Raw genomic sequence first — 12,040 nt, forward strand, 5'->3', positions numbered from 1 at the left:
ACCCACGCCGCCGCGCGCCGTCCGCGCCCGATTCGTAAGCCCCCACCCGGAACGCCGGGCGAAACGGTGGGGCGGGAACGGATCGGGTGGGAACGTGCGAGCCCCCTCAGCCCCGCGCCCGCGGGTGGGCGGAGGCGTAGACCTCGCGCAGCGCCTGCACCGTCACCAGTGTGTACACCTGCGTCGTCGTCACCGAGGCGTGCCCCAGCAACTCCTGCACCACGCGCACGTCGGCGCCGCCCTCGAGCAGGTGGGTGGCGAAGGAGTGGCGCAGGGTGTGCGGCGAGACGTGCGTCGTCGCGGTGTCGATCCCCGCCCGCTCCGCCGCCGCGGCGAGCACCTGCCACGCGGACTGCCGGGACAACCGCCCGCCCCGGACGTTGAGGAACAGCGCGGGGTTCGACCGCTTGACCAGCGCCGGCCGCCCGCGCACGAGGTACGCGTCCAGGGCCGCGAGGGCGGGCCGGCCGATCGGCACGACCCGCTGTTTGCCGCCTTTACCGAGCAGCACCACCGACCGCGACTGCGCATCGATATCGTCCACGTCCAGGGCCGTGACCTCGGAGATCCGCGCCCCGCACGAGTACAGGAGCTCGAGCATCGCGCGGTCGCGCAGCCGCGACGGGGTGTCGGCGTCGCTGTCGCCGCCCGCCGCCTCGAGCAGCGCGATCACCTGCTCGACGGGCAGGGCCTTGGGCAGGCGCTTGGCGGGCGCGGGCGGGCGGACCTCGCGCGCGACGTCGCCGGGGGTGACCCCCTCGGCCGCGGCGAACCGGTGCAGCCCGCGCACGGCGATCAGCGACCGCGCGGCGGAACTCGCCGCCAGCGGCGGATGGTCCTCATCGCCCTCGCGCAGCGCCACGAGGAAGCCACTGACCTGGGCCTGCGTCACCTCCGCCAGGTCACCGACGCCGAGCCCCGCGAGGTACTCGCGGTACCGCGCCAGGTCCCGCCGGTAGCTGGCGAGCGTGTTCGCCGCAGCGCCGCGCTCGACGGTGAGGTGGTCGACGTACGTCCGCAGCTGATCGTCGAGCGCCACCCCGACGGACACGGTTAGCGCCCGTCCTCCACGGGCCGTCCCTTGCGGGCGGCCAGCGCCGTCGGCCGGCCCGGCCACGGCGCGTCGGAGCAGCGCAGCGGCGTATCGTCGTCGGTGACCATGGTCGCGGCGAGGATCGCGCTCACCGAGGTCGAGTTCACGATCTCGCCGGAGAGCACCATGCGCACCGCGTCCGGCATCGGGATCCACTCGACGGTCATGTCGAGCTCCTCGTCCTCCTGCTCGGCCATCTCGCAGTACCGCAGATCCGTCGCGAGGTAGACGCGCACCATCTCGTCGGTGAACCCGGGCGACGGCGCCAGGTCGACGAGGACGTGCCAGTCCCGGGCGCCGAGCCCCGTCTCCTCGGCGAGTTCGCGCTGCGCCGCGCAGACGGGCTCCTCCTCGCCGGTGTGGTCGAGCAAGCCCGCGGGGATCTCCAGCAGGCGCCGCCCCATGGGGTGGCGGTACTGGTTGACCATCGCGATCGCACCGTCGTCGTTCATGGCGACGATCGCCACGGCACCGTCGTGCTCGACGACGTCACGCATCGTCGTGCCGCCGCCCGGCATCGTCACCTCGTCCCGGCGGACCGCGAAGATCGGCCCCTCGTAGACGGTCTCGGTGCGCAGCGCCTGGAAGTCGTGCGCCTGCACGGAGCCGAGCGGTGCGAGCTGCTCAGTCATCTTCTCGGCCTGAACTGTCATCCTCCGACGGTACCTCTTCCGCGGCGGCACGGACGCCGACCGGCAGTTCCAGCTCGGCCCGGTACTTCAGGGCCGCGCCGACGAACGCCGCGAAGAGCGGGTGCGGCCGGGTCGGGCGGGACTTGAGCTCGGGGTGCGCCTGGGTGCCGACGAGGAACGGGTGCACGTCCTTCGGGTACTCGACGAACTCGACGAGGTGCCCGTCGGGCGAGGTGCCGGAGAACTTCAGCCCCGACTCCGCGATCTTGTCGCGGTAGGCGTTGTTGACCTCGAACCGATGCCGGTGCCGCTCCGAGACCTCGGTGGCGCCGTACGCGGTCGCGACGACCGAGCCGCGCTCCAGCGTCGCCGGGTAGGCGCCGAGACGCATCGTGCCGCCGAGGTCCGCCTCGCCGGCGACGGCCTGCTCCTGGTCGGCCATCGTCGAGATCACGGGATGGGCGGTGTCGTCGTCGAACTCGGTCGAGCTGGCGCCCTCGAGCCCCACGGACCGGGCCGCCTCGATGACGATGCACTGCAGCCCCAGGCACAGGCCCAGCAGCGGGACCCCGCGCCGGCGCGCGTAGCGGATCGCTCCGAGCTTGCCCTCGATCCCGCGGATGCCGAAGCCGCCGGGGATCAAAATACCGTCCATGTCGCCCAGCGCCGCCGCGGCACCCGCCTCGGTGGCGCAGTCGTCCGAGGGCACCCAGGAGATCTTGACCTTCGCCCAGTTGGCGAAGCCGCCGGCGCGCAGCGCCTCGGTCACCGACAGGTACGCGTCCGGCAGGTCGATGTACTTCCCGACGAGCGCGATGTTGACGCTCTCGCGCGACTCGTGCACGCGCTTGAGCAGGTCACCCCAGACGGTCCAGTCCACGTCGCGGAAGGGCAGACCCAGCTTGCGCACCACGTAGGCGTCGAGCTGGTTCTGGTGCAGCACCTTCGGCACGTCGTAGATCGACGCGGCGTCGGGGCAGGAGATGACGCCGTCGATGTCGACGTCGCACATCAGGGCGATCTTGTTGCGCTGCCCCTCGGGCACGTCGCGGTCGCAGCGCAGGACCAGCGCGTCGGGCGTGATGCCGATGCTGCGCAGCGCGGCGACGGAGTGCTGGGTGGGCTTGGTCTTGAGCTCGCCGGACGCGGCGAGGTACGGGACCAGCGAGACGTGCAGGAAGAAGACGTTGTCGCGACCGACGTCGTGGCGCACCTGCCGGGCGGCCTCGAGGAAGGGCTGCGACTCGATATCGCCGACGGTGCCGCCGATCTCGGTGATCACCACATCGGGGACGATGCCCTCGGCGTCGGGCGCCTGCATCGCGAGGATGCGGGCCTTGATCTCGTCGGTGATGTGCGGGATGACCTGCACGGTGTCGCCGAGGTACTCGCCGCGGCGTTCCTTCGCGATGACCGTCGAGTACACCTGGCCGGTGGTGACGTTCGCGATGCCCGACAGATCGCGGTCGAGGAAGCGCTCGTAGTGGCCGACGTCCAGGTCGGTCTCGGCGCCGTCCTCGGTGACGAAGACCTCGCCGTGCTGGAACGGGTTCATGGTCCCGGGGTCCACGTTGAGGTAGGGATCGAGCTTCTGCATCGTCACCCGCAGGCCGCGCGAGGTGAGGAGCTGTCCCAGACTGGAGGCTGTCAGGCCCTTACCCAGGGAGGACGCAACGCCTCCGGAGACGAAGATGTGCTTCGTGGCGACACGCGCGCCAACGCGAGGAGAGGGCAACGAGACTCCCGTATTCGAGCGGATACCTGCTTCTACTACGGGACTTCAGCCTATCACCTTCTCGCTACCGAGCACCGGTGCCGTAGGCCCGCACCTCGCCGCGCGTCGCCTGAGCGAGCGCCAGGGCGGTGGAGACCTGCCCGACGGCGGTATCGGCATCGTCGACGGTGGCGAGCCGCTCGGCGAGGCCCCGGTCCTGCCGGACGACGACGATCGGGCCCGCACCCTGCGACGATCCCGTACGGCCGGCGAGGGCGGCCCCGTCGCCGTGCCGCGACAGGGCGGCCGCGAGGCGCCCGATCCCCTGCCCCTCGCCCGCGCGATCGGCCGGGACTGTTCCGCCCGTCACGATCACGGCGGCGCGCGCGCCGGGCACCGTCGGGCCCGGGAAATCGACGAATCCGGCCTGCTTCAGGGCGGCGAGGGCGTCGGTCCGGCCGTTCGACGGGGGCTTGACGGCGCCCTCCGAGAGCAGGACGGCGCCGAGCAGGTCGCCCGCGCGGGCGCGAGGATCGACGAGCGCGGCGTCGAGGGAGACGCCGTTCGGGACCGCGTTCGTGACCACGCCGCGCAGCCGCTCCGCCCTGTCCTCGGCGTACAGCGCGTCGGTGAGCGTCAGCGTGCCCGCGACGGTGCCGCCGCCCTGCACGATCCGGCGGCCGATCTGCGCGACGTCACCACGGTCGGCCGACGGCGCGACGACCATCAGGACGGGGATGCCCGCGAGGCTCCGGCCCAGCGCCGACGGTGCCGCGGCGTCGGCGAAGTCGTCCGACGCACGGGCACGATCGGAGAGCTGCGCGTTCTGCCGCTCCAGCCGCTCGACCTGTCCCCGCAGGTCCGTGAGGTCGCGGTCGGCGGTGAACCTGGCGAGGACTCCCCCGCCGAGCGCGACGCCGACCGCGAAGGCCAGCAGCACCGCCGCCCAGAACAGCGCGGGCCTGCGGGCACCCGGCGAGCGGAGCCGGCGCGACGGGCCGGGCACCTAGAGTGCCCGGAACTGGCCCTGAACCCAGAGCGCGAAGCGGTTCCACTGGTCGATGAGCCACTGCAGCAGGTCGTGGCCCTGGTTCGAGACCAGTACTGCGGCGACGACGGCGACCAGCGCGGCGAGGATGAACAGCGCGATCGCGCCGCCGTGCCCGCGGCTGCGGTACAGGGTCGCGACGGCCTTGCCGTCGACCAGCTTGGTGCCGACCTTGAGCCGGGTCAGGAAGGTCGACGGGTTGGACTCGCGGCGTCCGGCGTCGAAGAACTCCTCCAACGACGCGGAATGGCCGACGGAGACGATGAGCGAGGCGCCGTGGTGGTCGGCGATGATCAGCGCGAGGTCGGCGGCGGAGCCGGTGGCCGGGAAGGTCATCGCGCCGATGCCCAGGTCCTGGATGCGCTCGAGCCCGGGGGCGTGGCCGTCGGGGGCGGCGGGCAGCACCACCTGCGCGCCCGAGCGCAGCGTGTTGGTGGTGATCACCTCGGGGTCGCCGACGATGAGTTCCGGACGGTAGCCGGCCTTGACCAGGGCGTCGGCGCCGCGGTTCACGCCGATCAGGACCGGCTCGTACTCCTTGATGAAGGGCTTGAGACGCTTGAGGTCCTCGGCGTGATCGGGACCGTCCGAGACGACCAGGACGTGCCGGTCGTTGAGGTTGACCTCGACGTCGGGGATGCCGACGCCATCGATGAGCAGCGGCGACTCGACCCGGATGAACTCGACGGTGTTGCCGGCGAAGGCCTCCAGGTGGTCGACGACGCCGGAACGCGCGGCCAGCATCCGAGAGGTCACGTCGGTATCGGTGAGCTGCTCGCCCCGCGCCAGCTCGCGCTCGCCGGAGTACACGGCGCCCTCGTGGACGCGCACCTTCGCGCCGTCCCGGACCCGCGAGAAGACCTCCTTGCCCGCATCGTCGACGAGCTCGATGCCGGCGGCGGCCAGCACCTCGGGACCGAGGTTCGGGTAGCGCCCGGAGATGAACGGCGACGCGTTGACCACCGCCGCGACCCCGGCCTCGACCATCAGGTCGGCGGTGGTGCGGTCGAGGTCCAGCTCGTCGCACACCACGATGTCGCCGCGGCCGATCCGGCCGAGCAGACGCGTGGTGTCCTTGTCGACCCGGGCGGTGCCGGTGACGCCGGGCAGGTTCGACGTGTTGCGGGACAGCAGGCCAGTGAGCTTCATGCCGCACATACTGCCCCGTGAGTCACAAAAGTCACGTGAGGCGCGCCGACAACACTGGAAACTTTGAGCTACTTCCAGCGCAGCGGTTACGTGCTCGCGTGGGTCCCCGACTGCGCGATCTTGTCGGAGTCGGCGGCCTCGAGGAGCTCCTCGGCGTGCGCGCGGCCGGTGTCGGAATCCCCCAGGCCCGCGAGCATCCGCGCCAGCTCGGCGATCCGCTGCTCCCGCGAGAGCGCCGTCAGCGTCGAGGTGACCGAGCCCTTGCCGGTCTGCTTGCCGACGGTGAGATGCGTATCGGCGAACGCCGCGACCTGCGGCAGGTGGGTCACGACGATCACCTGGTGCCGCTGCGCGAGCGCCGCGAGTCGCCGGCCGATCTCCACCGCGGCCTTGCCGCCGACACCGGCGTCGACCTCGTCGAAGACCATCGTCAGACCCGACTCCGTGGCCGCGAGCACCACCTCGAGCGCGAGCATCACGCGGGAGAGCTCACCGCCCGACGCGGACTTGCCGATCGGCAACGGATTCGCGCCGTCGTGCGCGACGAGCCGGAACTCGACCACGTCCGTGCCGTGCGCCCCTGCGCGGCGGCGTACACCGTCGACCTCGATCCCATCGGCATCGGAGGTGTCGGGTGCCACGTCGACGGTGATCGACGCGCCGCCCATGGCGAGCTTGCGCAGCTCCCCGGTGACCTTCTTGCCGAGCGAGCCGGCCGCCTTCATCCTCGCCGCGGTCAGCGCGGACGCCGCCTCCGCGAGCGAGGACTCGAGCGAGTCGACCCGGGCCTGCAACGCCGCGAGCCCCTCGGCGGAGGTGTCGATGCCCGCCAGCCGCTCCCGGGCCTCGTCGGCCCACGCGATCACGCCGTCGATGTCCGGCGCGTACTTGCGGGTCAGAGTCTTCAGCTCGGACTGGCGCAGCAGCAGCGACTCCAGCTCCGACGGGTCGCTGGGCAGGTCGGTGAGGTAGGTGCCGAGCTCGGTCGCCACGTCGCCGGCGACAGTGGCCGCCTCCTCGATCCGCTCGGCGAGCGCACGCAGAACGGCGTCGTCGGACCCGGACAGCGCCGCGCGGACGGTGCCGAGCAGGTCGAGCACGGCCCCGGCGCCGTCACCGTCGGACCCGTACCCCGAGCCCGTGAGCGCGGCGTAGGACGTGTCCGCGGCCTCGCGCAGCGTGTCCAGATCGGACAGTCGCTTGATCCGCTCGACGGTGTCGACGTCCTCGCCGGACACCGGGTTGATGCCGTCGATCTCGGCGAGCGAGGCGGTGAGATGGTCCTGTTCTAGCGCGAGTTCGCGCGAACGGGTGGTGCGGTCGGCGAGCTCGGCGCGCGCGGCGAGCCACTCCTCGCGCACCCGCTGGTAGGCGCGCAGCGCCTTGGCCGCGGGCGCGCCGGCGAAGGCGTCGAGCAGGTCCCGCTGCCGCTCGGGACGCAGGAGCCGTAGCTGATCGTTCTGCCCGTGCACGGTGAGCAGCGGACCGGCGAACTCGGAGAGGGTGCCGACAGGCACGCTGCGCCCACCGAGGTAGGCCCGCGACCGGCCGTCCGCGGCGACGCTGCGTACCGCGATGACCGCGTCGTCGTCGAGCTCCCCACCGGCATCGTCGACGGTCCCCCGCACCAGGTCCGCGGAGCTGGCGCCCGCCAGCGAGAACCGGCCCTCGACCACGGCCTTGTCGGCGCCCGCGCGGATGCGGCCCGGATCGGCGCGCGCGCCCGCGAGCAGGTGCAGGCTGGTCACGACCATGGTCTTGCCCGCGCCGGTCTCGCCGGTGAGCACCGTCAGGCCCGGCGCGAACTCCGCCGCGGCCTGCTCGATGACGCCGAGCGACGAGATGCGGATCTCCTCGAGCACTTTCTATCCCCCGATTCCGGCGTCGTCGTGACGCTCTGTGCCGTCGGTGCCGTCGCGGCGGCCGCGCCAGCCGCTGATCGGCAGTCGGAACTTGTGTACCAGGCGGTCCGTGAACGGGGCCGCCCCCAGCTTGATGAACCGCACCGGCTCGGCACCGCGCCGGATCTCGATGCGCCCGCGTTCGGGGACCTCGAGCGTGCGCCGCCCGTCGCAGAAGGCGATCGCCTCGTGCCGGCTGCCCTCCACCTCGATCGCGATCACGGACCGCGGGCTGGTGACCATGGGCCGGGCGAACAGCGCGTGCGCGTTGCTCGGCACGATGAGCAGGGCCTCCAGGTCGGGCCACATGACGGGCCCGCCGGCGGAGAAGGCGTAGGCCGTGGAGCCGGTGGGCGTCGCGACGAGCAGCCCGTCGCAGGCGAACCGCGAGACGGGGCGCCCGTCGACCTCCGTGACCAGCTCCAGCAGGCCCTGCCGGGAGCGGTTCTCGACGGAGACCTCGTTGAGCGCCCAGCCCTGCGCGACCAGCCGGTCACCGTCGTGAATCGCGACGTCGAGGGTCATCCGCGGGTGCACCGTGTAGCGGCGGTGCACCAGGTCGTCGATGGTCTCCGGCACGGTGTCGACCTCGGATTCGGCGAGGAAGCCGACGTGCCCGAGGTTGATGCCGATGATGGGGACGTCCGCGTGACGCGCCAGTTCGGCGCCCCGGAGGAAGCCGCCGTCGCCGCCGAGGACGACGACCACCTCGCAGCCGACGGCGGCGTCGTCGGGGGCCTCGCGGACGTCGCTCTCGAGCTTTATCCGCACCCCGGCGGCGTCCAGGCGCCGGCCGATGTCGTCGACGGTGCGGCCCACGTCGCTGCGGAGCGTGTGCACCACCACCAGGAATGTGCGATCGCTCATTGCGGTCCCTCCGTCACGGCCGTGCGGATCATCTCGTCCAGGTCGTCCGGAAGGGCGGTGGGGCCCTCCTCGCGGCGCAGGTGCAGGAAGTACTCGACGTTGCCCGACGGTCCGGGCAGCGGGCTGAAGGTCACGCCACGGGTGGACAGGCCGGACGCCGCCGCTGCCTCGGCGACCCCGCGGACGGCGCTCGCCCGCAGCTCGGGATCGCGGACCACGCCGCCGGATCCGACGTTGCCCTTGCCCACCTCGAACTGCGGTTTGACCATGGGCAGCAGGTCGGCGCCGGGCGCGGTACACCGCGCCAGTGCGGGGATCACCAGGCCGAGGGAGATGAACGAGAGGTCGCCGACCACGAGGTCGACGGGGCCGTCCAGCATCTCCGGCTCGAGCGTCCGGACGTTGGTGCGGTCCATGACGGTGACGCGGGCGTCGTCCCGCAGCCGCCACACCAGCTCGCCGTAGCCGACGTCCACGGCGTAGACGCGCTCGGCGCCGCGGTGCAGGAGTACATCGGTGAAGCCACCCGTGGACGCGCCGGCGTCGAGGCACCGTCGATCCGCCACGGCGACGCCGGGGAAGGCGTCGAGCGCGCCGAGGAGCTTGTGCGCTCCCCGGGAGGCCCATTCGATCTCGCCGACCACCGCTGTGACGTGGACGGGATCTCCGGGATCGATCTGGTTCGCGGCCTTGCGCGCCACCTGCTTGTTGACGGTGACCCGCCCCGCCTCGATCAGTTCTCGGGCGTGGTCGCGGGAGCGGGCCATGCCGCGGCGGACCAGCTCGGCATCGAGCCGTACCCTGCGAGCCATCAGGCGCGATCCACGGTATCGAGGGCGTCGACCAGCAGCTGGTGCGCCTGCTCGAACACGGCGGCCTGTCGCCCGAGGGTCGCGAGCTCACCGACTCCGGCCACCGCCCCTGGGTCGACGACGGGCGCCGCGTCGAGCTCGTCGACGCGGTGCATCAGGTCCTCGACGGCCGTGCGGACGTCGGCCGGGTCGTCCCCCCGGAAAGCTGGTGGCTCCACGGTGTCCAAACTATCGGATGGTCAGCCGCAGGCCCGCCCGGCGTTCCTCGGGGAGCTCACGGGCCGCGGCGATCGCGACGTACGTCGCGTCCGCGGGATCCGCCCCTGGTCCGCCGGTCACGGTCAGCTCGTCACCGTCGACGGTGGCGGTCCATCCGTCGCGCGGTCCGGGCAGAGACTCCTCGCGCGGTCGGCGCAGGGCTCCCAGGGTCTCCGCGATGTAGGTGGGTTGCTGCGCGTCCGGCGCGGCGACGACGTCCGCGACGTCGTTGACGCCGGTCAGCACGAGGAAGGTGTCGGCGCCGAAGGTCATGCCGCCCTCGATGTCGGTGTCCAGGCGGTCGCCCACCACCAGGGCCGTGGTGGCGCCGGCGGCGCGCATCGCGTCGACGAAGATGGGGCGGTACGGCTTGCCGGCCACCTGCGGCTCGCGCTCGGTGGCGTTGCGGACCGCGGCCACCATGGAGCCGTTCCCCACGAGTAGCCCGCGCTCGGTGGGCAGGGTGGCGTCGGTGTTGGTGGCGACCCAGACCGCACCGGCCCGGATCGCCAGGGCGGCCTCGGACAGGCGCGCCCAGCCGGTCTCGGGGTTGTGCCCCTGGATCACGGCGCGCGCCTCCTCGGCGTTCTCGACCAGGACCAGGCCCCGGGCCTGCACCTCGTCGCGGAGCGCCTGCGCGCCGACGACCAGCACCGGGGTACCGGCGGGAACGAGGGACGCGAGCAGCCCGGCCCCGGCCTGGGCACTGGTGACGACGGTGTCGTCGGGCGCGGTGAAGCCGAGCTCACGCAGGTGCCGCGCCACGTCCGACGGGCTGCGACTGGCGTTGTTGGTGACGTACGTGACGGGAAGCCCGGACAGTGCCTCCGCCGCACCCGGGATCGCGGCCTGCCCCGCATAGGCGGTGCCGTCGAGGTCGACGAGGAGGCGGTCGTAGGCACCGGCGAGCGAGCTCATTCGGCGGAGCCGCCCGCGCTCAGGTCTTCGGATGCGCCCAGGTCTTCGGAGGACAGTTCGGCGACCCGCTCCTCCGCATCGGTGAACTCCTCCTCGTCCGCCGCCGCGGCGTTGAGGAACCAGGTCAACGCGTCGGCGCGACGCTCCGCGCCGAGCAGCGCCTCGGCGTAGACGTAGAACAGGCGCGCGGCGTAAAAGCCGCGGCGAGCGGGATCGAGATCCTCGGCCTGCAGGGTCACGACGGCCTTGTCGTACTCGCCGAGGTCCATCCGAGCACCGGCCTCGACCATGCGGAGCTCGGTCCGGTCGTCGCCGGTGAGCTGGGCCGCCTCGTCACCGCGCGCGGTCTCGATGGCCTTCTCGGGCCGGCCGAGCCCGCGCTCGCTGTCAGCGATCATCGGGAGCAGATTGACGGCGCCGCCCATCCGCTTCGCGGCACGCAGTTCGCTGAGCGCCTCGGACCACTCGCCGTTCATGTACGCCGCGATGCCGCAGGCCTCGCGGACGGCTGCGATCCGTCCGGCCCGTTCCCGGGCCGCCCGAGCGTGCGCCAGGGCCGCGGCGGGATCTGTGTCGAGCAGTCGCCCGGCCAGGACCAGGTGCGAGGACACGATCTCCGCGTTGTTCTTGTCCAGGCTCAGCAGGTCACGCCGGATCGCCGGGTCCAGTTCCTTGGGGTCGACGTCCTTCGGGATCGACGGTTCCCCGGCCCGGGTCCGGGGGCGGTCCGCGCGCTGATCGTCACGCTTGAATCCGCCGGAACGCCCGCCCTGTCCACCGGGTCGGGAGCCGGCGCGGGATCCGGAGAAGCCGCCGCCACGACGATCCCCGCCCGACCGACGGTCGTCGGAGCCCCGGCGATCACCCGAGGGCCGCCGATCCCCGGAGGGGCGGCCACCGAACTCCCTGCGGTCTCCCCCGCGGGAGTCGCTGTTCCGGAAGTCGCGACGGTCCCCACCACGCGAGTCGCCGCTGCGCGAATCGCTGCCACGGTTGTCGCTGCCACGGAAGTCGCGACGGTCCCCACCGCGCGAATCGGCGCTCCGGAAGTCCCGCCGGTCCCCACCGCGGAAGTCCCGACGGTCACCGCCCCGGGAGTCGCCGCTGCGCGAATCGGCGCCGCGGTGGTCACCCCGGCTACCGCCGCGGGACTCACCGGTGCGATTGCCACCGAAGTCGCGGCGGTCGCCGCCGCGGCCCTGGTTACCGCCGCGCTGGCCACCGCCCGAGCGATCGCCGCCGCGCCGGTCGTCCCCGCGCCGCTCATCGCTCCGGCCGCCGCGATCGTTGTTCCGACCGGCGCCCGTGCCACGTGACGAATCCGTGCCGCCGTTCCGGTCCGCCCGCTGGGCGGGGTTGGTGAATCCGGCACGTTGCCGGCGGTCGCCGTTCGACTCAGCCACGGTGCACCCACTTCCCGTCGCCCCCGAGGCGACACACGCTCTTACTGTACTTGGACATGGCGAAGGCCCCTGAGGAGTGGAACACCGAAGTGTTCGACACGATCCCCAAGGGCCTTCATCCTGTATCTAATTGTAGTCCGGCGGTGTCCTACTCTCCCACACCCTCACGAGTGCAGTACCATCGGCGCTGGAGGGCTTAGCTTCCGGGTTCGGAATGGAGCCGGGCGTTTCCCCTCCGCTATGGC

At 72.5% G+C, this 12,040-nt stretch carries 11 protein-coding genes and 1 rRNA gene; all 12 read right to left on the reverse strand.

Annotation, left to right across the window (positions count from 1 at the left end; translation table 11 throughout):
• Positions 1–106: 106 nt before the first annotated feature.
• A complete protein-coding gene (gene xerD, locus AC21LY_RS08440) occupies positions 107–1,051 on the reverse strand; it encodes a site-specific tyrosine recombinase XerD (protein ID WP_489045956.1) in 945 nt (314 codons plus the stop codon).
• Between the two features lie 2 nt (positions 1,052–1,053).
• Positions 1,054–1,746 (reverse strand): NUDIX domain-containing protein, encoded by a 693-nt coding sequence (locus AC21LY_RS08445; RefSeq protein ID WP_489045957.1) that lies wholly within the window; start codon positions 1,744–1,746, stop codon positions 1,054–1,056.
• Complete coding sequence (pyrG, locus tag AC21LY_RS08450) at positions 1,718–3,460, reverse strand: CTP synthase (RefSeq protein ID WP_489045958.1); 1,743 nt, start codon at positions 3,458–3,460, stop codon at positions 1,718–1,720. The genes AC21LY_RS08445 and pyrG overlap by 29 nt, the downstream gene beginning before the upstream one ends.
• Positions 3,461–3,524: 64 nt before the next feature.
• Positions 3,525–4,445, reverse strand: coding sequence for a copper transporter (locus AC21LY_RS08455; RefSeq protein WP_489045959.1), 921 nt, complete (start codon positions 4,443–4,445; stop codon positions 3,525–3,527).
• A complete protein-coding gene (steA, locus tag AC21LY_RS08460; protein ID WP_489045960.1) occupies positions 4,446–5,636 on the reverse strand; it encodes a putative cytokinetic ring protein SteA in 1,191 nt (396 codons plus the stop codon).
• Between the two features lie 86 nt (positions 5,637–5,722).
• A complete protein-coding gene (recN, locus tag AC21LY_RS08465; protein WP_489045961.1) occupies positions 5,723–7,498 on the reverse strand; it encodes a DNA repair protein RecN in 1,776 nt (591 codons plus the stop codon).
• A 3-nt stretch (positions 7,499–7,501) separates the two neighbouring features.
• Entirely contained in the window at positions 7,502–8,404 is a 903-nt protein-coding gene (locus AC21LY_RS08470; RefSeq protein WP_489045962.1) for an NAD kinase, read from the reverse strand.
• Positions 8,401–9,216 carry a TlyA family RNA methyltransferase gene (locus tag AC21LY_RS08475; RefSeq protein ID WP_489045963.1) on the reverse strand — a complete coding sequence of 272 codons (816 nt, stop codon included), beginning with the start codon at positions 9,214–9,216 and terminating at the stop codon, positions 8,401–8,403. The genes AC21LY_RS08470 and AC21LY_RS08475 overlap by 4 nt, the downstream gene beginning before the upstream one ends.
• Positions 9,216–9,434 (reverse strand): hypothetical protein, encoded by a 219-nt coding sequence (locus AC21LY_RS08480; RefSeq protein ID WP_489045964.1) that lies wholly within the window; start codon positions 9,432–9,434, stop codon positions 9,216–9,218. Before AC21LY_RS08480 ends, AC21LY_RS08475 begins: the two co-directional genes overlap by 1 nt.
• Before the next feature lie 10 nt (positions 9,435–9,444).
• Positions 9,445–10,392 (reverse strand): HAD-IIA family hydrolase, encoded by a 948-nt coding sequence (locus AC21LY_RS08485; RefSeq protein WP_489045965.1) that lies wholly within the window; start codon positions 10,390–10,392, stop codon positions 9,445–9,447.
• Positions 10,389–11,795: a hypothetical protein gene (locus AC21LY_RS08490; RefSeq protein ID WP_489045966.1), complete on the reverse strand. Its 1,407-nt coding sequence runs from the start codon at positions 11,793–11,795 to the stop codon at positions 10,389–10,391. Before AC21LY_RS08490 ends, AC21LY_RS08485 begins: the two co-directional genes overlap by 4 nt.
• A gap of 135 nt (positions 11,796–11,930) precedes the next feature.
• Positions 11,931–12,040: ribosomal RNA gene (gene rrf, locus AC21LY_RS08495) — 5S ribosomal RNA — on the reverse strand; the annotation flags it as partial.

Source organism: Tsukamurella sp. II2bb, from assembly GCF_057815145.1.